Here is a 25,587-nt window from a genome sequence, read left to right as displayed (position 1 = left end):
AGAATATGATAATTAACGGGCAATCGGACGTAAAAGTTCACCTAAAAACGAAAATTCGTCAGGGAAATGATATCGAAGACTTTCAATTTGATACAGATGGTCAGTTATTGTTAAAAAATGGCGCACTTTATTTGCGTTATACAGAGATTATTGACGATCAGACAACACAAGTCATGTTCAAAATTGATGATGAACGCGTGCGCTTAAATCGCTCTGGTGAGACAACAACCAAATTAGCCTTTGTGAAATCACAACGTGTTCCGGCTTTGTATCAAACACCTGCCGGACAAATGCAAATTGAAACGTTAACAACATTATTAGCGACTCACTTTGATTTGGCAAACTGGCGAGGTGAAGTTGACGTGGATTATGTTTTATATGCCAATCAACAAATTGTCGGACAATACGAAATTCGGTTGCAATTTAGCGCCAAATCTAGTATGCTAGACTAGTTAGAAACCCCGAAAGGACGTGCAATATGTCACTTACAACATTAGGCAATCACCCTAAAGAAGAATTAGCACTTGTCGAAATAGCAACTGCTGTTTTGACCGAACATAAAGAAGCAATGCCTTTCAGCTCACTCGTTCAAGAGATTCAAGACTTTTTGGAAATTGATTCAGAAACTTTTAAGCCACGTTTATCACAATTTTACACGGACTTAAATACAGACGGTTCATTCATTTCACTTGGTAATAATGAATGGGCATTACGTGCTTGGTATCCAGTTGATGCCATTGATGAATCAATTCATGAACTTGATGATGAAGAAGATGCACCTAAGCGTAAAAAGTCAGCTAAAAAGAAGGTCAATGTCTTCGCTGATAATGCATCTGATGATGATGTTATCGATTATAACGATGATGATCCAGAAGATGAAGATTTCACAACAGTTGAAGATGATGATGACGCCGAAGATGATTCTGAAGACGATGATGTGGCTGTTGACGACGATGATGACGATGCCAACGAAATTGACTTGAGTGAAGATGAATCAATTGATGCCAACATGACTGAATTAACTGGTGGTAATGATCTTGACGATCTTGGTGATGGTGATCAAGAAAAGTAATTTGAGATAGTTGGCTCAACTGGCAACAGTAAGTTGGATGATTATCATTTAAAAAGTATCTACAATAAGCAGTTAGTTATCGCGCGTGCCCCGATAACTAACTGTTTATTTTGCTATCATGAGAACATCAACTTTCTGACAAAACAAAATATTCATTAAATAAATAGTGAATGTTGAATATTTTTTGAAGTAGTGTATATTAAATGAGATAACACTAAATTAACATTTTTTAAATAACAATATAGCTAATTGAAAACGAGGTAATTATGAAAAAAATATTATCTATTGGTGGTTCGGATACGAGTGGCGGCGGGGGCATAGAGGCAGACATTAAAACGTTTGAAAGATATGATGAATTTAACGTAGTGGCGATAGAAAATATTGTCACTATGAATCCAAATAACTGGCAAGTTGCGCAATATTCAATGCCAACTGAAATTTTTTCAGCCCAACTGCAAACGACATTATCTATTCCGCTAGCGGGTATTAAGGTTGGTATGATTTCAGATATCAATAATTTTAATATTTTAATTGATTATCTCGAAACGGCTAACTTTGGTTGGTTGCTGGTGGATCCAGTGATGGCTACAAAGTTGACCATTGCTCATGACAAAACGATTGATTTGACAACTTATAAAAAGAAATTATTATCGAAGGCTGACATTGTGACGCCTAATGTTTTGGAAGCAGCATTGTTGACTGATGTCCAATCAATCAATAGTGTCTCTGAAATGAAAGAAGCAGCAAAGAAAATTTATGATTACGGCGTCAAAAATGTCGTGATTAAATCGGGGAACCGATTTGCTGACGGTTTAGCGACGGACTTATTGTATGATGGGACGAATTTTGAAGTATTCCAGAATGAAATCATAAAAACAGATTATAATCATGGGGCAGGATGTACTTTTTCGGCAGCAATTCTTGCTAATATGGTTAAAAATAAGTCAATCAGTGCTTCAGTTAAAGAAGCCAAAGAATTTACATTTCAAGCAGTTGCTAATGCGATTCAATTAAACCAGTTTGTGGGCCATGTGTGGCAGGGAGATAATCATTATGAAACAACATAATAGCGCCGTTATTAACATTGTACTGGTGGCATTGTTCACTAGTATTACCTTTGTTGCAACCAGTATACAGGTGCCAATGCCGGCATTAATTGGAAAACCTTTTGTGCATTTGGGAAATTCAGCAGTGCTATTGTCAGTACTACTTTTAGGATTTAAACGTGGTGCGCTTGCTGGCGGTTTTGGGCTAGCATTGTTTGATCTATTTCATGGCTATGTGATGGAAGCCCCTTATTACTTTTTTGAATGTTTCGTCGTTGGCGGCATTGCTACCTATGTATTTTCACTGGTTCACTATAAAAAACATGGGACGAGCGTTAAGTTAATTGTGGTTATTTTGGCGGCTGTCGTTACCAAGTTAGTCATGACAACAGGGCATAATTTTGTGATGAGTCTGTTCAAGGGTATGACCATACAACCTGCGATAGTAGCAACAATATCGTCCTTATTTCCAACTGTGATTAACTGTGTGATGACAATGATAGTTGTTTTTGTTGTCTATCGCTGGTTAGCAGAACGATTTGAACAGCTATTTGTCAAAAATAATTTCGTATAAACTTGATTATTGTGCTACATTGCTTGGTTAAAAATCTTGAACAGCACCTCAAATAGTTTCATGATAAAAAAATGTGATAAAAATAATTTTTTGATTTGACATTATTAACGAATGCGCATACAATGGGTATCAATATTATGAATAAGATAACAACACAATTGAACAACACATTTTTTGCCCTCCTTGTCCTCACGTGACTAGTAGGCTATTTTGTGTTAATCGTCTACTATTTTCTTTCAGAAATAGAGTAGACGGTTGGGATATCGGATTAAGCACCTAACTGTTTTGACAGTTAGGTGCTTTTTTGTAGCTTTTGGGAGAAACATGATCAACATAGAAAAATTTATTAAGACGAGAAAACATCTCAAGATATCGCAGGTTGCGCTTTGTTCAGGTATTTGCACGCAAGCCACACTTTCAAAATTTGAAAAACATCAACAAATTCCATCATTTGAGATTATGGTAGCGCTGTGTGAAAGAATAGGATTGACATTAAATGATGTGTTTCCAATAGCAGTTTCTTCACATCAAACACGCAATGAAAAGCTACTGACACAGGCTTTAAAAGCACTATTTTACCAAAATGTTACGCAATTTAAAAAGAATATTGAACAAGTAGCGCTGGATAAAATGCTTGATAAAGAGTTGTCAACCTATCAAATCGCCAAATACTTTTATACGGTAATTTTGTTGCAAGATGATAATCAAGCGAAGAAATTGGTATCGCACATTGATATTGCGTGTTTCAATCAACAATACAAATTATTGTTTTATGCGATAACCAGTCATTATTATTATCGATGTGGTCAATTTACCAAGGCGCAACAAGCGTTTGAAGACGTGTGGCGTCATCAAAAATCAAATGCTGTCAATGACCACACCGGTTGCCAAGAAGCAATTGTCTATCTACTAGCAGAATATCAGATGTTGATGAAAAATTATCAAGTGGCAATGATGTTAGCCACTTATGGAATTGATTTAGCCAATGCCAGTGATAGCACCTATTTTTTGGAAAACTTCTTCTGGCAATTGGTGCAAGCAAGCGACATGTGGCATAGTCAAAAATTTATTGTCAATGAAATGATTGAAAATGCGCGTGTAATTGCTAAAATACATAATAACGAAGCTATCCTAAAAAAGCTCAGTCAACGCAAAGGGGGAAATAAAAATGACAACACTCAAGGTTGAAAACTTACATGTCTCAGTGGCAGGGAAAGAAATTTTGAAAGGGGTTAATTTGGTTGTTAATACTGGTGAAATTCATGCCATTATGGGACCAAACGGTACTGGTAAATCGACACTATCGCAAACCATTATGGGACATCCAGCTTATGAGGTGACTGAAGGTCATATTACCATTGACGATCAAGATTTAGCTGACATGTCAGTTGACCAACGCGCACGCGCCGGTTTGTTTTTAGCCATGCAATACCCATCAGAAATTCAAGGCGTGACCAACGCTGAATTCATGCGGGCAGCCATTAACGCGCGTCGTCCAGAAGATGATCAAATTGGTGTTATGTCATTCATTGAAAAACTGGATGAAAAACGTGAATTTTTATCTATGTCTGAAGAAATGGCGGAACGTTATCTTAATGAAGGTTTCTCAGGCGGGGAGAAAAAGCGCAATGAAATTTTGCAAATGATGATGATTGAACCAAAAATTGCGATTTTGGATGAAATTGACTCAGGATTAGATATTGATGCTTTGAAAGTTGTTTCCCGAGGCGTTAATGACATGCGATCTAGCGATTTTGGCGCGTTAATGATTACTCACTATCAGCGACTTCTGGATTATATTGTGCCAGACTTTGTTCATGTGATGATGGGCGGCAAAATTGTCAAAACAGGTGGCGCCGAATTGGCCAAAAAGCTGGAAACTGAAGGCTATGCTGGTCTTCGAGATGAATTGGGTTTGAGTGTTCAGTTAACTGACGAAGATGTGAACTCATATTTTGTGGAGGATTAATATGGCTGATACTCATGCAATCCAATCTTTACCATTGCCTACATTTGCCAAAGTACGGTATAACGCGTGGCAACTAGATGATATGATACCAGCCACTGAAACAGCCACGACACCATTTTTTATGAAAAATAAAGAAAATGGTATCGAAGTGAGTGGATTATCGACAACCTACCAACATTTGACCGAGGCGTTGACTGCTCAAGGTGTGATTTTGATGAGCATGGTTCAAGCAAAAATCGACTATCCGGCTCTGCTAGAAAAAATGGTTGGCACCGTCATTACTAAGACAACCGATCGTTTATCCGCACAAAATTTTGCGCAATTTAATACAGGAATTTTTGTATATATCCCAGAAAACGTCCAATTTGATGACGTTTTGCATTTAACATTAAATCATTTGGCTGCCTCTGGCAAAGATTTGGTTGCGCGTATTTTTGTTTATATTGGTGCAAATGCTAAGGTGGATATTTTGCAAGAAATACACACGATAAGCGATCAAAAAACCAAAGCTTCAGTTGTTGTTGAAGTCATCGCTGATGTTGGTGCCCAAGTAACTTATGCTAATATTGACGCCTTTAACGAGCAAACAACAGCTTATATTAATCGTGAGGCTGAAGTGAGAGACCATGCCACACTTGATTGGCAAAATGCTGAATTTAATGATGGCAATGCGATAATCCGCTTAGCTAGTCAATTGAATGGTGAGGGGGCTACCTCACATGCCAATGTCATTGGGCTGACAACTAAAAAGCAAACACAAGGATTTGTGACCACTATCTTGAATCGTGGGCGGCATACATTAGGGCATATTTTCCAGCGAGGTGTCATTTTAAACCGCTCAACTCTAGTATTTAACGGTATTGGCAAAATTATTAAAGGCGCACAGGGTTCAGATGCACAACAAGAGTCACGTGTTTTGATGTTATCACGTCGAGCACGCGGTGATGCTAATCCACTATTATTAATTGATGAAAATGATGTGACTGCTGGTCATGCCGCTTCCGTTGGTCGTGTTGATGAGGATCAAATGTATTATTTAATGAGTCGAGGCATTAGTGAACAAGTTGCTCGAAAACTGGTTATTCGCGGATTTATGGGTGAAGTATTAGCAAAAATGCCAACAAAGGAAGCGCAACAGCAGGTAGTGACGGAAATTGACAGAAAGTTAAAACATGAAGATGAATCAAACTGATTTTCCAATACTTAACCAAAAAATTAATGGCGAACCTCTGATATATTTCGATAGCGCTGCAACTTCGCAGAAACCTCAATTTGTCATCGATGCCATCACTGATTACTATCAAAACGACAATGCTAATGTGCATCGTGGTATTTATGAATTATCACAACGTGCTACCAATTTATATGAAAAAGCGCGAGACAAGGTCCAAAAATTGATACATGCCAAAAGGCGAGAAGAAGTGTTGTTCACACGTGGCACAACTGAATCGTTGAATTGGCTGGCAAGTACTTATGGTGTAGAAAATGTTAAACAAGGAGATGAAATTCTCTTATCGTACATGGAACATCATTCTAATATTGTTCCGTGGCAACAGTTGGCCAAGCGGGTTGGTGCTAGCTTGAAATATATTGCTCTTAAAGAAGACGGTACCTTAGACTTGGCGGATGCCGAAGCAAAACTGTCTGATAAAACCAAAATCGTATCAGTTACTCATGCTTCGAACGTGTTGGGTGTGGTCAATCCAATTAAAAAATTAGCTCAGATGGCACATGAACACGGTGCCATCATGATTGCTGACGGGGCACAATCAGTGCCTCACATGGCAATAGACGTGCAAGAAATGGGTGTTGATTTTTTTGCTTTTTCAGGTCATAAAATGCTGGGACCAACCGGTATTGGTGTGCTGTACGGCAGGTATGATGTGTTAAATCAAATGCGACCAGCACAATTTGGTGGCGAAATGATTGAATTTGTCGATTTACATGAAGCAACGTTTCAACCATTGCCTTGGCGCTTTGAAGCGGGGACACCAAATATTGCTGGTGCTATTGGTCTGGGAGCTGCTGTGGACTATCTAACAAATATCGGGATGTTTGAGGTAGCGAAATACGAACAATCACTTGTTGATTATGCTTTGCCAAAGCTTAAAAGTATTGATGGTCTGACTGTCTATGGTCCGCAAGAAAGTGAACAGCACACTGGTGTAATCGCATTTAATATAGCGGGTATTCATGCGCATGATTTAGCGACTGCATTGGATCAAGAAGGTATTGCGGTACGAGCAGGACACCATTGTGCACAGCCACTGATGCATTATTTAGATGTTGCTGCGACTGTTCGTGTTAGTTTTTACATCTATAATACACGTCAAGAAATTGATCGCTTTGTTGCCACCTTAGGAAAAATTAAGGAGTACTTTAACCGTGAGTTTGCATAATTTAGATTATTTGTACCGTCAAACGATTATGGCATACGCGCAACATCCGCACCATTATCAGCCTATGTTGGGAACCGAAAATTATCATATTCGAAAGTATAATCCGACCTGTGGTGATGTCATTGATTTGGCTTTTAATATAGATCATGATATTGTGACTGATATTCATTTTTATGGGGATGGTTGTGCTATATCGAAATCTTCCGCTTCGATAATGACGGATTTAGTTATCGGGAAAAATACCAGCCAGATTACTCAGCTAGTAGATCAATTTTCAAAAATGGTTCGTGGCGAAGCGGGAAATTATAACGCTCTTGGGGAAGCGCAAATTCTTTCAGGTGTGACTAAATTCCCAACGCGAATCAAGTGTGCAACTTTAGCATGGCATGCTTTGGCAGAATTATTAGCAATAGAAAAATAAGAGGGGTGCAAGCATGGAAATAGACAGACAAGTAGCTATTGATCAAACAAAGGCAGCTATTTCAAATGATAAGGCGACTGAATTAGGCTTTCAAGACGATTATCAAGCAGTTTTTTCGACGGGTAAAGGACTAAATGAAAACATTATCCGTCAAATCTCAGCTAAAAAAAATGAACCGGAGTGGATGCTGGATTACCGATTGCAAGCATATCAAACATATCTCAAAATGCCAATGCAGCAATGGGGACCGGATCTAAGCGAAATCAATTTTGATGATATTTATTACTATAACAAGCCAACCAATGACAAATATCGTGACTGGGATGACGTGCCAGCGGAATTGAAAGCCACCTTTGAACGCTTGGGTGTTCCAGAAGCCGAACGGAAGTGGCTAGCCGGCTCTTCTGCACAATATGAGTCCGAAGTGGTTTACCATCGCATGAAAGAAGAATTTGCTAAGACAGGGATTATTTTTACCGACACAGATACTGCGGTCCAAGAATATCCCGAGCTTATTCAAGAATACTTTGGGTCACTTGTCAAACCAACCAACAATAAATTAGCGGCCTTAAATTCAGCAGTTTGGTCTGGTGGTACATTCATTTATGTACCGAAAGGTGTCCACGTGACGACACCGATTCAGTCTTATTTTCGAATTAATACTGAAAATGAGGGTCAGTTTGAACGGACATTGATTGTTGTTGACGAAGGGGCACATGTTGATTATGTTGAAGGGTGTTCAGCACCAATGTATTCAGGGGATGCGCTGCATGCTGCTGTGGTAGAAGTGATTATTAAAAAAGATGGCTATTGCCGCTACACGACGATTCAAAACTGGTCAAATAATGTCTATTCATTGGAAACAAAACGTGCAGCAGCGCATGAAAATGCCACAATGGAATGGGTTGATGGTAATTTTGGTTCAAAAACCACGATGAAATATCCATCAGTTTATTTGGAGGGCGAGGGTGCAAAAGGCACCATGTTATCAATTGCCGTTGCTGGCGAAGGCGTTAATTTAGATTCTGGCGCGCAAATGATTCATAATGCCAAAAATACCTCGTCATCTATCATTTCAAAATCAATTGCACACGATGGTGGTGCCACAGATTATCGCGGTACAGTGAAATTTGGTCGCGAGTCTGATGGGTCATTTGCTCACGTCGAGTGTGACACAATTTTAGTTGATGATAAATCGTCAGCCGATACGATTCCATATAATACAATTTTGAATGGCAATGTGTCGATGGAACATGAGGCAAAAGTTTCACGTGTTTCCGAAGAGCAATTGTATTATCTCATGACACGTGGTATTTCTGCTGAAAAAGCCACAGAGATGATTATTATGGGCTTTATTGAGCCATTCACAAAAGAGCTGCCAATGGAATATGCGGTTGAGTTAAATCGATTAATGAAATTTGAAATGGTGGGATCGGTAGGATAAGCTATGAATCAAAAAATTGAGGCAAGTATTATGGATGCTTTGACAACGGTCATTGACCCAGAACTGCGAGTGGATATCGTTAATTTGGGACTAATTAACGGTGTTGCTATCAGCGCAAGCGGTGACGTCACTGTTAATATGACGTTGACAACAATGGGGTGCCCGCTGATTGGTGTGTTGGAAGAAATGATTGATGACGCATTAAAAATTTTGCCTGAAGTTAAGACAACCAAAGTTGAACTCACTTGGCAACCAGCTTGGGAAATCAATAGAATGTCACGATACGCTAAAATGGCGTTAGGATTATAGCGTGGCAAAATTATATAAATTTGGAATAAAATACACCTGAAAATTGACGATAAATGACATACCCGCTATGATTGGATTATTAAATTAAAAGGAAGTGTTTCACATGAGAAATCAGGCCACAGTACAAATTAACAAAACAAACGCAGCCCTTCTCCTCAACTTGCTTAGACTACCCTAACAAGTTGAGCTTTTGAGCTAGTTGTTAGGTATTTATCTAATGGCTAGTGAATAAAAGGATGTGAGTGCATAATCCCGGACTAGTCATATTGACTAATCCGGGATTTTAATTTAAGGAGAAAATTATGGCAAGCAAAGTAACTTTTTATGACACAACAATGCGTGATGGTGAACAAACAATTGGGGTTAACTTTTCAATTGACGAAAAGATTGAAATAGCAAAAGGACTGGATAATTATGGCGTTGCCGCCATTGAAGCGGGATTTCCTGCGGCTTCTCAGAAAGATTTTGAGGAAGTTAAAAAAATTGCAGAAGTTGTGGATAATGCAAAAGTTGTCGGTTTGGCACGAATGGTCAGAAACGATATTAATGCCGTTATTGAGGCAACTAAGAATGCAAAACATCCAATGATTCACGTGTTCATTGCAACTTCACCCATTCATCGTGAGTTCAAATTGCACATGACTAAAGAAGAAATATTGGACAAAATCAAAGCAGACGTTACTTTTACTAAGCAATATATGCAAGACATTGTGTTTTCACCTGAAGACGCGACGAGAACTGAACCTGATTTTTTGGTAGCCAGCGTGCAAACAGCCATTGACGCCGGAGCAACAATGATTAACATACCAGACACAGTTGGTTATGATACGCCAGAAGAATATGGTGAGGTTTTTGAAAACTTACGTCAAAATATTATTGGTTTTGACACAGTTGGTTGGTCAACTCATACGCATAATGATTTGGGAATGGCAACAGCTAATGCTTTGGCAGGCATTGCGCATGGGGCGACGGAAATTCAGGGCACAATTAATGGTATTGGTGAACGCGCTGGAAATGTTGACATGATTGAAGCAGCCGCAGCGATTCAAGTGCGTCATGAAAAGTTTAATGTTGAAACGGATATTGTCCTAGCGCAGTCGAAAACTATTTCTGACGTTGTCGCACGCGCAACCCACATGCCAGTTGCGGGTAATAAACCAATTATGGGACGCAATGCCTTTGCTCATGAATCTGGTATTCATCAAGATGGCTACTTAAAAAATCCAGAAACATATGAGATTTTGAAGCCAGAAATGGTTGGTGCTACGGCGTCCTTACCTTTAGGTAAATTGTCAGGATCGCATGCCGTCATGTCAAAACTAAATAGCTTAGGTTATGAGGTGACGCGTGATGATATGAAAATAATTTTTCCTATTTTTAAGTTAGTTGCTGAAGCGTCTGATTTGATTACAGATGAGCAATTAAAGGTGATTATGCAAGTCGTTGCAGAAAAAGAAATGGTGAGTTATCAATAATATGACATCCGTTAAAAAAATAGTAGTTTTAAAAGGCGATTATATTGGTCCGGAAATCATGACAGCCGGGTTATCAGTATTAGATGCTGCGACAAGGAATGAAGCATTTTCCTATGAACTTATAGATGCACCTTTTGGTGGTGATGGTATTGATCGAGCTGGTGATCCTTTACCCCAATCGACTATTGATGTTTCAAAGCAAGCTGATGCGGTGCTCCTTAGTGCAATTGGTGGACCGAAATGGGATAATGCGCCACGACGCCCAGAACAAGGGTTATTAGAAATTAGATCAAAACTTAATTTATTTGCTAATATACGGCCAACAAAAGTGACTCAAGCGCAAATTGACCGCTCACCACTGAAGCCAGAGTATGTTGAAAATACGGATTTTGTAATCGTTCGTGAGCTGACCTCTGGTGCTTATTTTGGAAAACCACGTAAGCTCGAAGCACATCAAGCCATTGATACGATGTATTACAGTGAAGAAGAAGTGACTCGTATTATGCACCAAGGTTTTAAAATGGCGCAAAGGCGGCGTAAGCATGTCACGATTGTTGATAAGTCGAATGTATTGGCTACATCAAAGTTTTGGCGAAGGATTGCTCATGAAATTGGCGAAAGTTACCCAGATGTAACAATCGACGATTATTATGTTGACGCGATGACAATGGCAATTATGACTAAGCCCGCAACATTTGATGTTGTGATTATACCTAATTTGTTTGGGGACATTTTAAGTGATGAAGCAGCACAAATTACAGGCTCCATTGGGCAAATACCATCTATGTCAGTTGGTGAAAGCGGTCCTAATTTGTATGAACCAATTCACGGTTCAGCACCTGATATTTCTGGTCAAGGCATAGCCAACCCCATTTCTATGGTGAATACGGTAGCAATGATGTTATCAGAAAGCTTTGATGAAAAAAAGATTGCCAATAAAATTACTGCAGCAGTAGATTACGTTATTGAAAATCACTATGTGACGCCAGACATGGGTGGCACAATGACGACCGATGAAGTCACACAAAAAATGATTGATTACATCAAAAAATATGAATCGGCGGATATAAAATGAGCAAAACACTATTTGATAAAATTTGGGAAAAACACGTCATTACTGGGGAAGTTGGTGAGGCTCAACTGATTTATGTCGATTTGCATTTGGTACATGAAGTGACCTCGCCTCAACCCTTTGATGGGTTGAGAAGTACAAATCGCCGGGTGAGACGACCAGATCTAACTTTTGCAACCATGGATCATAATGTACCAACGAAAGATATATTTAATGTGCAAGATCAAATGTCTCGATTGCAGATGGACACATTAGTCAAAAACACGAAAGAATTTAACATCCCATTAGCATCAATTGGTGATGACAAACAAGGCATTGTGCATATTGTGGGACCCGAACGCGGTCTAACACAGCCTGCAAAAGTAATCGTATGTGGTGATTCCCATACAGCAACTCACGGTGCGTTTGGCGCAATCGCCTTTGGTATTGGTACTTCCGAAGTTGAGCACGTGCTAGCGACTCAAACGATTTGGCAGGTGAAACCAAAAACCATGGGGATTAAGGTTACTGGGAAGCTGCCTAAAAATACGTACGCCAAAGACATTATCATGGGCATCATTGCTAAATATGGGGTGTCATTTGGTGTCGGCTATGCGATTGAATTTTACGGAGAAACTGTTGAAAATCTTTCAATGGAAGCACGTATGACGATGTGTAACATGTCAATTGAAGCTGGTTCAAGAACTGGTATGGTACAGCCAGATCAAACGACATTTGATTACATTGAGGGTCGTGAACAAGCACCCAAGAATTTTGAAACTGCAAAAGAGTATTGGTCACAATTCTATACAGATGATGAAAGTGATTTTGATAAGATACTGACCTTTGATGTATCAAATTTGAAGCCGATGGTGACATGGGGAACAAATCCAGGCATGGCAACAGCTGTTGATCAGTATTTGCCAGAAATTAAAGATGAAAATGATGCTAATGCCTATGAATATATTGGTTTACACCCCAATATGAAGCCAGTTGATATTAATTTGGATTACATTTTCATTGGCTCATGCACGAACAGCCGTTACGAAGATCTTGAAATTGCTGCAAATATGATGAAAGGGCATCATTTAGCGCCCAACGTCACTGCATGGATCGTGCCAGGTAGTCGTGCCATTAGAAATCGTGCAATTAAAACAGGCATTGCTAAAATATTTAAAGATGCTGGGTGTGAATGGCGTGAACCAGGATGCTCAGCATGTTTGGCAATGAATCCTGACAAAATACCGGCTGGCAAACATGTTGCGTCAACATCAAATAGAAACTTCATTGGACGCCAAGGGGCAGGATCAAGAACGCATTTGGCTTCTCCAGCGATGGTTGCTGCGGCAGGAATTGCTGGTCACTTTGTTGATATTACGACAGATGAATTTGTATAGGGGGATAATATGGAAGCTTTTGTAAGCGAAGTAGGCAGAGCGGTTGTGATTCCAAATGACAACATTAATACTGATATTATCTTGCCTAAACAATTTTTGAAAAACATTTTGAAAACCGGATTTGGGAAAGATTTATTTTATGACTGGCGTTACAATACCGACGGCTCATTAAATGAGGCATTCGAGCTAAACAAACCAGAACATAAGGGTGCTTCAATTTTGATTACAGGCAATGACTTTGGATCAGGATCATCACGAGAACATGCAGTATGGGCGTTAACGGATTATGGATTTAGAGCAGTAATTGGCGGCGGATTTTCAGACATTTTTTACATGAATTCAACCAAGAATGGCTTGCTACCAATTGTGTTGCCTGAAGAAAATCGGAAAATATTGCGAGGCATTCAAGCAGATGAAACTATTCAAATTGATTTACCTGAACAAACTGTGACTTATAAAAATAATATTTTCCATTTTGATATTAATTCACAATGGAAAGAAAAATTTATCAATGGTGAAGACGATATTGATAACACAATGAAATATGAAAAATTGATTTCAGCGTTTGAAAAGCAACGACCAAATTTTGGATAAACGAGCAAATCATTTATAAATCAGAAACAAAAAGCAATATATTAAAAGGATGGTATTTTATCATGACAGAAGCAACAACAGCAAAGATTCATTGGAATGGTGGCGTTCAAGCTGAAGCCATTAATATCTTGAAAGAAGATGGCGGAATGATTGTGAGTCCAACAAAAGTGGGTTACATTATCATGACTTCAGACGATAAAGGATTAGAAAGAAAGTTTGCTGCCAAAAATCGCAAGCGTAACAAGCCAGGTGTCGTATTATGTGGTTCAGTAGAACAAGTTAAAGAATTAGCGCAAATGACACCAGAAATCGAACAAATGTATCAACAACATTGGAATGAGGATATTTTGTTGGGGTGCATCTTACCATGGCAAGCAGAAGCTAAGAGCAAGATACCAAATGACGGTACAAAAGATTTGATGATGGATCAACGTGAAACGAGTTGTTTTGTTATCAAGTTTGGTACACCAAGTGAAAATATCGCCAAAGAAATGTGGGAAAAGTATGGCAAGTTCTCGTTTGCAAGTTCAGCTAATCCTTCTGGTAAAGGAAACCGTGGTTTGGTAGCTGGTATTGGTGATCAAATTGAAAATGCTGCTGACCTAATTATTGAGGCCGATGATTATGTGGCATCAATTCAACCTGATAAGACGCTGGACACACGTTACGAACAAGGTGTGATGGTATCAATGGTTGACGAAGCAGGTCAGCTTATCCCAGAACAAAATGGTGCTGTTGGTGTTCAACCAGCACCAATCGTTATTCGTAAAGGATTAGATGTCGACAAAATCATGAAAATTATGAGTGATATTTTCTCGTCATGGGATTATCGTCACGGATTTTATTATTAAACGTTTGACAAAATGAAAATTTAATAATATAATTTTAATTATATTGTTAAATAAATAACAAAAAAAGAGGTAAAATTATGCATAAAACAATGAAGCAAGTCAATCATTCTCTCCTCTACCTACTCCTCAATTGAGGTTTAGTAGGTTCTTTGAGTGACTATCTACTAAATAAAAATCGTTTGGTAGATAGTTGGGACAACATTAAAAACACCCCAACTTTAATATGGTTGGGGTGTTTTTGTGTTGATGCACTCAAAGCAACAAATGTAGTCAGCGATTATCGATCACCTTCTCGTCAAAGTAGCATGTTGAAAGGACATAATTTGTCTACTAAGGACACCATTTGTTCGCTATGTTTACCAGAGAATATATCCTATGATAATCTTATTTTTACAGTGCAAGGAGAAGAAAAAACATGATGTTAAGCACACAAAAACAAACAACGTTACAGTCAGATGCAATGCGCTATGGTGCAATAATCGTCCTTTTTTTAATTTCAGGAATAATGTTATTAATGACCAGTGCTGCGCAGTATCCTGAAATGATAGCAATGGCTTATTTGTCGTTCACCATGGGACTAAGGCATGCATTTGATGTCGATCATATTGCTGCCATTGATAACATGACGCGTAAAATGCTAAATGATGGCAAAAATACGCGCGGTGTCGGCTTCAGTTTTTCATTTGGTCATTCAATGGTTGTGGTATTGATGGCAATGGCAACAGTTTTATTTGTCGAGTGGGCCAAACATGCCATGCCGGTTTTTGAACATATTGGTGGCGCCTTAGGGACTTCAATTGCAGCTGCTATGTTGATAATGTTAGCTATTGTCAATAGTTTTATTTTGCGTGATATTTGGGTGAAATTTACGGCAATGCATCATCGCAATGGTGTGGATGATAAGCAGGAACAAGTTAACACCTCTAAAATATATCGTTTGTTTTTGAAGTTATTGGGCATGATCAAGCATAATTGGCAAGTGGCAATCGTTGGTTTTTTGTTTGGTTTAGGCTTTGATACTGCGACACAAATTGCGGTTTTGGCCACGTCTGCTACCGCTGCTAATGAGGGAATACCATGGTATTCAACCATGGCTTTTCCGTTGCTGTTTACTGCGGGGATGTGTTTGATGGATACTGTTGACGGCTTCTTTATGAGTACAACATATCATTGGGTATTTTCATCACCATATCGAAAAGTCTATTATAATTTGACGATTACAGGCATTTCTATTTTAGCTGCTGGGTTCATTGGGTTTGTGGACTTTATTCAATCATTTTCCGTCATGCTTGGCTGGCAAAATGGTTTAACGAGATGGGCAAACGCGCTGGATTTTAATCAAATGGGTATCATCTTGGTTGGGTTGTTTGTTGTTGCTTGGATTATTGCCATTACTATCTGGCATGTGTTTCATTTAGCTGAAAAGGATGAAGAACAAGTCATATAGATTAATTTGAGCTTAAAAATGAGTGATATAAGAAAATTTGTAACTACGAAAATATGGAGGTGTTAACTAGATGTTCAGGGCCTGTTAAAAGAATACAACTTAGTTGAAAAAAGGGGTTGCTTTTTTTTAGAAAAGTCTGTAATATATATAAATGTGCTAAGGCATAAGAAATGCTCCTGTAACTCAGTTGGTTAGAGTAGGGGATTTTTAATCCCAAGGTCCTCGGTTCGAATCCGAGCGGGAGCACTGAGTTAATCAGGCGACCTTGGGTGATCCACAAAAAACAGAATTCTTAGGAATTCTGTTTTTTATTTGCTTAAAATAGTAAATTAGTGTATTATTGATGAAAACGTTGAAGAGGACAAGTAACTATTGTTGTTGTTGAAGAGATGCCATACTTGGTGAGAGTGGCAAAGCAATGATGGTGAATAACTACCTCCGAAGTGACATACGATTAGCGCACGTGAAAGTATGACCGGTGTCATTGGTCGTTATTCCAATGAGAGTGAAATGAATTGGCTATTTTTGATGACGGCTGATATGACTAAGGTGGTACCGCGCGAAAAGCGCCCTTGAATTTTTATTCGAGGGCGCTTTTATTTGTTTAAAAAAGAGGATGGACGAGTTATGGCAGGAAAAGAATTAAATCGTGATTTATCATCACGTCAAATGCAGATGATTGCACTAGGTGGCACGATAGGTGTCGGCCTTTTCATGGGATCTTCAGCAACTATTAAATGGACAGGTGTTTCTGTCCTGTTGGCATACGCATTGGCTGGTTTAGTGCTGTATTTGGTGATGCGTGCTTTGGGAGAAATGTTATATGTTGATCCATCGGTTGGCTCTTTTGCAAATTACGCTACAAAATATATTCATCCCGTAGCTGGATATCTCACGGTGTGGGCAAATGTATTTCAATGGCTGACAGTTGGTGTTAGTGAAACAATTGCCGTGGGCATTTACTTAGACTTTTGGTTCCCACACATTCCCGATTGGGTGACGGGCGTTGTCGTATTAGCGATGTTGACAGCAGCTAACTTAGTGACGGTGAAAGCTTATGGTGAAATGGAAACGTGGTTTTCGTTAATTAAGGTTGTCACTATCATCTTCATGATTATTCTAGGATTGCTCGTGATTTTACTAGGATTTGGTAATCATTGGCAACCCTTAGGCTTTTCAAATTTGTGGGCGCACGGACCATTTTTTGCTGGTGGGATAAAAGGATTTTTCTTTGCATTATCAATTGTCATTACATCATATCAAGCAATTGAGATTATTGGTATTACAGCAGGTGAAGCCGCCAATCCTCAGGTTGCCATTGTTAAGTCTATTAAATCAATTGTTGCGCGTATTTTAATATTTTATATTGGTGCTATTTTTGTTATCATTACGATCTATCCTTGGGATAAATTAGATCAAGTGGGATCACCATTTGTGGAGACTTTCTCACGAGTAGGTATTACAGCTGCTGCGGGGATCATTAATTTTGTCATGATGACGGCTGCAATGTCTGCGTTGAATTCGGGAATTTTTTCATCAAGTCGCATGCTGTACACGTTGGCTTTGGGAAAAGAATTATCACCTAAGTTTTTGAAATTATCTAAGCACCGTGTGCCAACGCTGCCTGTGTTAGCGATTTCTGGTGGTATCTTGTTAGGCATCATTTTAAATGCAGTTTTGCCCATGTTTTGGCATGGTAGTTCTAGCATTTTTGTACTGGTTTATTCAGCCAGTACGTTACCCGGTATGGTGCCTTGGTTTGTCATTTTGGTTAGCCAAATCAAATTCCGAAAAGCTAATGCGGTATTAATGGCAGATCATCCCTTTAAAATGCCATTTGCACCATACACCAACTATTTTGCGATTTTGATGTTATTGGTGACGTTGGTATTTATGATGATTAACCCCGATACACGAGCACCATTGCTTGTTGGGTTTGCTTTTCTAGTCATCATGACCATTGTTTTCTTTGCAACACGTGCTTGGCATGCTAAGAAAATGCAGCAAGGTTCAAACAGCAATCATTAAGTTGCTGTTTTTTATTTGCTTTAATTGATCGTTGTTATTATGATAATATTACTAAATAAATTTCGCAAAGATGGGGAAGAGACGTAATGTTAGAAACAAAATGGCATGAAATGTCGGATAATTTGGACCATTACAAACGATTCTTGTTTGATCAGTCAGCCACAATTAATCCCCAAGCGATTAAATTATTACCAGGTGTTGATTTTATTTTACATGATTATGATATTGCACATTATCGTGCCAATATTAATTTTCCAAATAAAATATTGCGCCTTGACTTTGCTTATGCTGGCAATGTTCATGCTGTTAACAATCATAGGGAAGCAGTATTTTTAGAACCCGGATTTTTAAAAATTTCTCAAGAAGCAGATGAGCAAAGAAACTACAATATTATTGATGGACATTATCGTGGTGTCACTTTTTTAGTTAATCCAGAAAAAGTTGACGAAGAATTATTTAGTTTAGTTGGCAATCCTGATATTTGCCAACAAATTTTTCAAAATCAATTAACAAATCGAAATTTTCGATTGATGAAAACTGAATTTATTGATCGTCTCTTTAAAGATATTGCGGAAGTTGAAACCCATAATCAACGCCAATTTTTAAGATTAAAAGTTGCTGAACTGTTGCTATATCTCACAACATATCAAAGTACTTTCCCACAACAATATTTTGCCACCAAAGATATTAAAAAAATTAATGCGATACATGATTTTCTGCTACAAAATTTAGACAAAAGAATAGCGATTGTGCAACTATCCAATCAATTTCATATTAGTCAAACGAGATTACAGAAATTATTCAAATCAACTTATCAACAGACAATTCACCAGTTTGTTTCTGAGAAGCGATTTGATAAAGCATGCGATCAACTCAAAAATAGCAACGCCAAGATACTATCAATTGCAACTGGAATTGGTTATGGTAATGTCAGTAAATTCTCGGCCATTTTCAAAAAGAAAACACAGATGACACCAAAACAGTATCGACAACTCTACAACATCAATTAAGCCGTCAATTTTTATAAAATACTCAAAAGGGCTACTTTTGTCAAAAAAGGATAGTAAAAGCAGCAGAACTTCTTTAGATTAGTTAACAGAATAGTTAATCAACAGGAAGGGAAGTTCTATTCATGAAAAAGAAACTCTTTGTGGCAACACTTGTGTCGTATTTAGGAATTTACATTACGATGCCAGTGCTCTCAGCCATTTCAACAAAAGCACATTTAATGCCAGGTCAAATTGGCATTATGATTTCGTTAGGTGCTTTCGCCATGCTGCTCTTTGCACCAATTTGGGGAAAGTTGAGTGATTCATTTGGCAGACGTATCGTTATGATTATTGGTCTATTGGGTATGGGTGCGTTTTTCATTCTATACGTCGCCTTGCTCCACATGGCGATTGGAACGGCGACAGCCAGCTCGATGCTGATATACGCGTTAATGGGCACTAGGTTTTTGTTAGGTATTTTTATGACCACAACGCCAACGGCTGCTAATGCTTATATGGCAGACATTTCATCAGTAACAGATCGCGCAAAAGATATGTCTTCATTGGGATTTGCTACCGGTCTAGCTATGGTTTTGGGTCCTATCATTGGTGGTCTAATTTCGGCCTCAGGCAATTTGTATTTACCTTTTTACACAACGATAGTTTTGCTCTTAATTTTTGCAGTGATTATGACAGGTATCTTGCCAAAACAGCAAATCACAATTGACAATGCAAAAAATGACGAAACAACCCAAAAGCAAAAAAGCAAATTTTTCTCGGTGCAATTATTGAGTTGGTTGTTGGTTGGTAGCTCAGTGATGTTTGTGGTTGTCGGCTTACAATTACTCACATCATTATATTTACATGACAACATCGGGCAAAGCGTCATCCAAAGTGCCAAAACATCATCATTTTTGTTTGTTATTTTAGGTGTTACGTTGATGATTGTTCAAATACTTCAAATCAAAGTCTTTAATTTTTCAGCGCGACAAATGATGCTGATTGGTATTCCGCTCATTGTGATTGGGTTATTACTCATTGCTTCTGCAAATGCTTATTGGTTAATGATTGTCAGTTATATTTTCATTGGTGCTGGCGCGGCGTTAGGTATGAGTTCATTATCAGCAGGCGCTTCATTAACAGTTTCTCAAGAACATCAAGGTGCGGTTGCCGGCGCTGTTGCTATGACACAAGCAATTGCTGGAATTGTATCCCCATTGTTTGGATCATTTATCTATCAAATTAATACTAAATTACCATTTCTGTTTTTTGCAGGATTTGCTGTGTTGACATACGTGTTGTTTATGATAATTACTGCACACCAAGCTGAAAGAGGGGTGCGTTCCGAATGACAAATATTAAACAAACTGGCACGCAAGATTGGCCACCAATTCCAGAAGAGCTGCAATCAATATGTTTGGATTCTGATGATGACCAGTACAGCCGTTTTCAATCTAATTATTTTCAAGTTGGTCATCCTGCGTTAATATTTGTTGCAAAAACTGAAGCCCACGTGAGTGAAGTTATTATGTACGTGGCACAATTGCAACGTCTTGCAAAAGATGCCGTACCATTTTCAATTAAAAGCGGCGGGCATGGCCTTACTAAGCAGTCTATTAATCAAAATGGCGTTATACTAGATCTATCTCAGATGAATCGTGTGACTGTTTTGGACGCTGAAAAAGGCATATTTGAGACACAATGCGGTGCAGTTTGGGGAGACGTGGCTGCAAAAATTGGTCAGTCTGGGCTTATTTTATCAAGTGGTGACTTTGGCGATACTGGCGTTGGCGGTCTCGCAACGGCTGGTGGTATCGGTTTATTAGTCAGAAAACAAGGACTGACGATCGATCGTATTATTTCGGCAACTGTTATAACAGGTGATGGGAATCGACATGTCGTCTCTGAGGAACATGAGCCTGACTTGTTTTGGGCGCTACGGGGTGGTAGTTCTCAAATTGGTGTTGTGACTAATTTTGTGTTTCAGGCTGACGCAGTACCTCAAACAGCACAAGGTGTATCTGTCCCAATTATGTATCAAAAGATCAGTTATGATTTGAAAGATTTATGGCAATTTTTGCGCCATTGGCAGCAATGGCTTGCCAATTGTGACTATGATTTGTCTAGTCTCTTGATGATTACTAAGCAGGAGGGGGGGAATCCGCTGGCCGCGACAGCAACAAATGTCTGGATTGGTGAATCAACAGACAAAATGAAAACATTATTGCGTGCTAGCAAGAATCTTGAACAAGTTGTCGAATATGAATGGCAACAGATGAGTTATGCTGACTTAGTCAAAGCGCCACATTTGACAACAAGGGGGATCAAGATGCTTATGTCAAAAATGTGTTGGTCGATCAATTAGATGCTGAAATTGTGCTGAAATTAGCCAAATTAATTGCTTTGGATAGTGTAATGGGTCTTGAAGTTCGTGCTATTGATGGTGCTATAAATATGCGCGCTATTAATTTTAATGCGTGGGCACACCGACAGGCTAAATTTTTTATCGCGGTTTGGTGTGATCCAACAATGTCAGATGACTTGAATCAGCAATTTAAAGCACTACATTTGGAAAACCTAGGGGTCTATGGCGCCTATTCTAGTGACATTAGCCAAGCTGAAACGAAGCGTGTTTGGCCAAGTGAAACAGGACGTCGCCTTCATCAAATTGCGAAGCAGTATGATCCAAATCAAATTTTCAACCAATCCAGACGAATTTGATGGACAGGGACATTGACTGGGTGTTTAAGATAATTCAATTTGACAAATGAGGACTAACTCTGTATTATAAATTAGGGCTCCCATTTGTTGGGACAAACGTTAAAAGCTCTCAAGACTTTCTTGGGAGCTTTTCTATTTTATTTTACCCCTAATTGTTACGTCATTTCTGTGGTTGTAAACGCAGATGGAATCATGAGGAGGCATCATGGCAGATAAACAAGTGAAGTATATTTTCGTTACCGGCGGCGTTGTGTCATCGCTTGGTAAAGGAATTGTGGCGGCATCTTTAGGTCGTTTGCTAAAAAATCGCGGGCTCAAGTTAGCGATTCAAAAACTAGATCCCTATATCAACATTGATCCCGGAACGATGTCACCTTATCAACATGGTGAAACTTTTGTGACAGGGGATGGCTTGGAAACAGATCTTGATATGGGTCATTATGAGCGTTTCATGGACATCAATACCAACATGTATTCTAACGTGACAACAGGTCGTATTTATTCCGAAGTTTTGGCTAAGGAACGTCGTGGTGATTATGACGGCGGAACAGTTCAAGTTATTCCACATATTACAGATGCTATCAAAGACAAAATGAAAAAAGCTGCTGAATCGACGGATGCGGATGTTGTTATTGTCGAAGTCGGTGGTACGGTCGGTGATATTGAAAGCTTGCCATTCATTGAAGCATTGCGTCAAATGAAGTCTGATCTTGGCAACGAAAACGTCTTTTACATTCATACCAGTTTGATTGTTTACTTGACTGCAGCTGGTGAAGCAAAAACAAAGCCAACGCAGCATTCGGTTGCACAATTGCGTTCATTGGGTATTCAACCTGACATGATTGTCTTACGTACATCAGAACCATTAGAAGAAGGACTCAAACGTAAGATATCAACTTTCACTGATGTTAAAGCTGACGCTGTCATTGAATCACGCGATGTTGAAACCCTTTACGAAATTCCATTGAACTTACAAGCACAAGGCATGGACGATGTGGTTTTGAATAAGTTACAAATTGATGCACCACAAGCTGATATGACAGCTTGGTCAACAATGGTTGAATCAATTAAGCATCCTAAAAAAGCAGTTAACATTACTTTAGTTGGTAAATACACGGACTTGCCAGATGCTTATATTTCAGTGAATGAAGCTTTGAAACATGCTGGATACTCGCAAGAAGCAGAAGTTAACATCAATCACATTAAGTCAGAAACTGTCACTGCTGATAATGTCAACGATTTGTTGCAAGACGCAGATGGTGTGATTGTACCAGGTGGATTTGGCGCACGTGGTACAGAGGGCAAAATTGAAGCGATTCGTTATGCCCGTGAAAATAATACACCATTCCTAGGTGTGTGCTTGGGTATGCAGTTAGCATCTGTTGAATTTGCCAGAAATGTTTTGGGTTACAAAGATGCTAACTCTACTGAACTAAATCCAGAGACATCAGCGCCAATTATTGATTTGATGAAAGATCAAGAAAATGTTGAAAACCGCGGTGGCACACTACGTTTAGGCTTGTATCCAGCTATGTTGTTGCACGACACATTGACAGCAAAAGCTTATGGCAATAAGCCTGAGGTTGAAGAACGTCATCGTCACCGTTATGAATTTAACACCAAATTCCGCGATGAATTTGAAAAAGCTGGTATGGTCTTTGCGGCAACTTCACCGGATGATCGTTTGATGGAAGTAATCGAATATCCTAAAAATGACTTCTTCGTTGCAGCGCAATATCATCCTGAATTCTTATCACGTCCTGATCGTCCAGAAGGTCTCTACCATGATTTTGTGGCAGCTTCCTTGGCGCACCAAAAATAATTATTCTCAAAATCCTATCATCTATAATGGTAGGATTTTTAATCGCTTGTCATGACCGTTTTTATAGCAGTACGTGACATGACTGGTATAATGAAACTATGTTAGCAAATCCATCACAACATATTGAACAAAAATTAACCTTGCTACCGGCTGAACCGGGCTCTTATCAAATGAAAGATGCTAACGGTAAAATTATTTATGTCGGCAAGGCAAAAAATCTCAAAAACCGAGTAAGATCATACTTTAAACAAGATCACGATGGTAAGACAGCTGAATTGGTTGCCAATATTGTTGATTTTGATTTTATTGTGACCAATTCTGATAAGGAAGCCTTTTTAATTGAGAATGAATTGATTAAAAAGTACAAACCTTACTATAATATTCGCCTCAAATACGGTACGGGGTATCCTTACATCAAAATCACCAAAGAACGTGATCCTAAAATGGCGCTAGTCAACGAAGTTAAAAAAGACGGTGGTTTTTATTTTGGACCATATCCAAACGTTTATGCAGCGCAAGAAACATTACGATTTTTAGAGAAAAACTATCCTTTACGTCGCTGTAATGGGTTTCAAGGACGGCCTTGCTTGTATTACAATATGGGGCAGTGTTTGGGACCATGTTGGCATGAAGTGCCTAAAACTGAATACGATCAACAAATTACACGTATCAAGCATTTTCTAGATGGTGACACCAAAGCGGTGAGAAAAATAATCACCGAAAAGATGCAAAAAGCAGCGTCATCGCTGGAATTTGAACATGCAGCGGATTTGCGTGATCAGTTAAAATATATTGATGAAACAGTTGAAAGCCAACGGGTATTATCACGTGATACGACACCACGAGATTTATTCAACTACTATTTGGATAAAGGTTGGATGACGGTTGAAGTCTTTTTCTTGCGCCAAGCCCGTCTCATTCGTCAATTTAAACGGACCTTTGCGATTGTAGGTGAGGCTGACGAAGAAGTCACGAGCTTCATACAACAGTTTTATGCACAAAAAAACATTCAGAAGCCACGCGAAGTATTGGTGCCAAAAGGCATTGATACCAAGGCGCTTTCAGAAATATTGAATGTACCAGTTCGAATACCAGTGCGTGGTGAAAAGCGAGATTTGCTTGATTTGGCGGCCAAAAATGCGCAAATCGTCTTAGAAGAAAAGTTCCGTTTGATGCAATTAAATGAACGAAAAACAACTGGTGCCATGAAAGAAATCACCGACGCGTTAAATATTCCGATGGGACATCGGATTGAGGCCTTTGACCATTCTCATACGCAAGGGGTCGAGATTGTCAGTGCGATGGTTGTTTTTGATGATGGCGTACCCAACAAGGATCTTTATCGCAAGTACAAAATTCAGTCTACTCATCACGCTGATGAATGGGCTGAAACGCAGGAAGTAATCCGTCGACGTTACAGTCGTGTTCTCAAAGAGGGTGGTGATTTACCTGATTTGATTTTAATGGATGGTGGTGAAATTCAGCTACATGCAGCTAAAGAGGTATTGATTGACGAACTTGGGCTTATAAATGTTCCGATTGCCGCAATGGTCAAAAATGATAAGCACAAGACGGCTGATTTAATCGATGGTAACACAGAACAAATTGTGACTTTGGATAAACAATCTGAGGGGTTTTTCTTAATTCAACGCGTACAAGAAGAAGTTCATCGTTTTGCCATTAGTTTCCATCGCCAATTACGGAGTAAGCATTCGTTAGCTTCACGACTCGACACAATTCAAGGTGTAGGACCCAAAACGCGCCAAAAATTATTGCGTGAATTTGGGTCATTACCAAAAATCACGGCAGCAAGTATTGATGAATTGGCGGCAATTGGTATCAACGAAAAACTAGCGCGAGTAATTCACCTGTCGCTTAATGCCGGGGAACATAGCTAATTTCATGCTTTTATGGTAAACTAGAGTGTTTAACATACGCAAGCACACAGGGTGTGCAGACAAGGAGAAAAGTGGCGACT

At 39.0% G+C, this 25,587-nt stretch carries 24 protein-coding genes and 1 tRNA gene; all 25 read left to right on the top strand.

All coding sequences use genetic code 11. From position 1 onward, the window contains the following. Positions 1 to 5: 5 nt before the first annotated feature. The 25 genes from FF105_RS02685 (at position 6) to uvrC (ending at position 25,507) form a co-directional block, all read left to right on the top strand. Positions 6 to 452, top strand: coding sequence for a DUF1934 domain-containing protein (locus tag FF105_RS02685; protein ID WP_010291403.1), 447 nt, complete (start codon positions 6 to 8; stop codon positions 450 to 452). Between the two features lie 26 nt (positions 453 to 478). Next, positions 479 to 1,072, top strand: a complete 594-nt coding sequence (gene rpoE, locus FF105_RS02680) for a DNA-directed RNA polymerase subunit delta (RefSeq protein WP_010291401.1) — start codon at positions 479 to 481, stop codon at positions 1,070 to 1,072. 266 nt (positions 1,073 to 1,338) lie between these two features. Continuing rightward, complete coding sequence (locus FF105_RS02675; protein ID WP_010291400.1) at positions 1,339 to 2,139, top strand: hydroxymethylpyrimidine/phosphomethylpyrimidine kinase family protein; 801 nt, start codon at positions 1,339 to 1,341, stop codon at positions 2,137 to 2,139. Beyond that, positions 2,126 to 2,692, top strand: a complete 567-nt coding sequence (locus tag FF105_RS02670) for an ECF transporter S component (protein ID WP_010291398.1) — start codon at positions 2,126 to 2,128, stop codon at positions 2,690 to 2,692. The genes FF105_RS02675 and FF105_RS02670 overlap by 14 nt, the downstream gene beginning before the upstream one ends. Positions 2,693 to 3,016: 324 nt before the next feature. Beyond that, entirely contained in the window at positions 3,017 to 3,880 is an 864-nt protein-coding gene (locus FF105_RS02665; RefSeq protein ID WP_010291397.1) for a helix-turn-helix domain-containing protein, read from the top strand. Then, entirely contained in the window at positions 3,861 to 4,661 is an 801-nt protein-coding gene (gene sufC, locus FF105_RS02660; RefSeq protein WP_010291396.1) for a Fe-S cluster assembly ATPase SufC, read from the top strand. Before FF105_RS02665 ends, sufC begins: the two co-directional genes overlap by 20 nt. A 1-nt stretch (position 4,662) precedes the next feature. After that, positions 4,663 to 5,853 carry a Fe-S cluster assembly protein SufD gene (gene sufD / locus FF105_RS02655; protein WP_010291395.1) on the top strand — a complete coding sequence of 397 codons (1,191 nt, stop codon included), beginning with the start codon at positions 4,663 to 4,665 and terminating at the stop codon, positions 5,851 to 5,853. Next, the gene (locus tag FF105_RS02650) at positions 5,834 to 7,060 is read left to right on the top strand and encodes an aminotransferase class V-fold PLP-dependent enzyme (RefSeq protein WP_031941249.1); all 1,227 of its coding nucleotides are present in this window, start codon (positions 5,834 to 5,836) and stop codon (positions 7,058 to 7,060) included. The genes sufD and FF105_RS02650 overlap by 20 nt, the downstream gene beginning before the upstream one ends. Then, a complete protein-coding gene (gene sufU, locus FF105_RS02645; RefSeq protein WP_010291391.1) occupies positions 7,047 to 7,481 on the top strand; it encodes a Fe-S cluster assembly sulfur transfer protein SufU in 435 nt (144 codons plus the stop codon). The genes FF105_RS02650 and sufU overlap by 14 nt, the downstream gene beginning before the upstream one ends. Before the next feature lie 13 nt (positions 7,482 to 7,494). Beyond that, positions 7,495 to 8,925, top strand: a complete 1,431-nt coding sequence (gene sufB / locus FF105_RS02640) for a Fe-S cluster assembly protein SufB (RefSeq protein WP_147651270.1) — start codon at positions 7,495 to 7,497, stop codon at positions 8,923 to 8,925. A gap of 3 nt (positions 8,926 to 8,928) precedes the next feature. Then, complete coding sequence (locus tag FF105_RS02635; RefSeq protein WP_004915505.1) at positions 8,929 to 9,234, top strand: metal-sulfur cluster assembly factor; 306 nt, start codon at positions 8,929 to 8,931, stop codon at positions 9,232 to 9,234. Between the two features lie 302 nt (positions 9,235 to 9,536). Continuing rightward, positions 9,537 to 10,709 carry a 2-isopropylmalate synthase gene (locus FF105_RS02630; RefSeq protein ID WP_147651271.1) on the top strand — a complete coding sequence of 391 codons (1,173 nt, stop codon included), beginning with the start codon at positions 9,537 to 9,539 and terminating at the stop codon, positions 10,707 to 10,709. Between the two features lies 1 nt (position 10,710). Continuing rightward, positions 10,711 to 11,784, top strand: a complete 1,074-nt coding sequence (gene leuB / locus FF105_RS02625) for a 3-isopropylmalate dehydrogenase (RefSeq protein WP_290046329.1) — start codon at positions 10,711 to 10,713, stop codon at positions 11,782 to 11,784. After that, on the top strand, positions 11,781 to 13,157 hold the full coding sequence (gene leuC / locus FF105_RS02620; protein WP_010295055.1) for a 3-isopropylmalate dehydratase large subunit: 1,377 nt from the start codon (positions 11,781 to 11,783) through the stop codon (positions 13,155 to 13,157). The genes leuB and leuC overlap by 4 nt, the downstream gene beginning before the upstream one ends. A gap of 9 nt (positions 13,158 to 13,166) precedes the next feature. Continuing rightward, positions 13,167 to 13,751, top strand: coding sequence for a 3-isopropylmalate dehydratase small subunit (gene leuD / locus FF105_RS02615; RefSeq protein WP_010295047.1), 585 nt, complete (start codon positions 13,167 to 13,169; stop codon positions 13,749 to 13,751). 62 nt (positions 13,752 to 13,813) lie between these two features. After that, entirely contained in the window at positions 13,814 to 14,602 is a 789-nt protein-coding gene (locus FF105_RS02610) for an L-threonylcarbamoyladenylate synthase (protein ID WP_147651272.1), read from the top strand. 415 nt (positions 14,603 to 15,017) lie between these two features. Further along, positions 15,018 to 16,049 (top strand): HoxN/HupN/NixA family nickel/cobalt transporter, encoded by a 1,032-nt coding sequence (locus FF105_RS02605; protein ID WP_010285830.1) that lies wholly within the window; start codon positions 15,018 to 15,020, stop codon positions 16,047 to 16,049. Positions 16,050 to 16,221: 172 nt separating this feature from the next. Then, positions 16,222 to 16,295 (top strand) — tRNA-Lys (locus FF105_RS02600). A gap of 381 nt (positions 16,296 to 16,676) precedes the next feature. Beyond that, on the top strand, positions 16,677 to 18,077 hold the full coding sequence (locus FF105_RS02595; RefSeq protein WP_010285834.1) for an amino acid permease: 1,401 nt from the start codon (positions 16,677 to 16,679) through the stop codon (positions 18,075 to 18,077). Between the two features lie 86 nt (positions 18,078 to 18,163). After that, positions 18,164 to 19,087 (top strand): helix-turn-helix domain-containing protein, encoded by a 924-nt coding sequence (locus tag FF105_RS02590; protein WP_010285836.1) that lies wholly within the window; start codon positions 18,164 to 18,166, stop codon positions 19,085 to 19,087. Positions 19,088 to 19,209: 122 nt separating this feature from the next. Further along, positions 19,210 to 20,418, top strand: a complete 1,209-nt coding sequence (locus FF105_RS02585; RefSeq protein ID WP_010285838.1) for an MFS transporter — start codon at positions 19,210 to 19,212, stop codon at positions 20,416 to 20,418. Continuing rightward, a complete protein-coding gene (locus FF105_RS02580) occupies positions 20,415 to 21,431 on the top strand; it encodes an FAD-binding oxidoreductase (protein WP_290046328.1) in 1,017 nt (338 codons plus the stop codon). The genes FF105_RS02585 and FF105_RS02580 overlap by 4 nt, the downstream gene beginning before the upstream one ends. Further along, a complete protein-coding gene (locus tag FF105_RS02575; RefSeq protein ID WP_290046327.1) occupies positions 21,416 to 21,787 on the top strand; it encodes a hypothetical protein in 372 nt (123 codons plus the stop codon). Before FF105_RS02580 ends, FF105_RS02575 begins: the two co-directional genes overlap by 16 nt. Before the next feature lie 205 nt (positions 21,788 to 21,992). Next, positions 21,993 to 23,609 carry a CTP synthase gene (locus FF105_RS02570; protein WP_010285841.1) on the top strand — a complete coding sequence of 539 codons (1,617 nt, stop codon included), beginning with the start codon at positions 21,993 to 21,995 and terminating at the stop codon, positions 23,607 to 23,609. Between the two features lie 98 nt (positions 23,610 to 23,707). Further along, positions 23,708 to 25,507 (top strand): excinuclease ABC subunit UvrC, encoded by a 1,800-nt coding sequence (uvrC, locus tag FF105_RS02565; RefSeq protein ID WP_139967191.1) that lies wholly within the window; start codon positions 23,708 to 23,710, stop codon positions 25,505 to 25,507. Positions 25,508 to 25,587: the final 80 nt, after the last annotated feature.

The organism is Leuconostoc sp. UCMA20149, assembly GCF_030400235.1.
Classification (GTDB): domain Bacteria; phylum Bacillota; class Bacilli; order Lactobacillales; family Lactobacillaceae; genus Leuconostoc; species Leuconostoc pseudomesenteroides.
The sequence above is the reverse complement of the archived record's forward strand: the minus strand, read 5'-3'. Positions and strand labels throughout refer to the sequence as shown.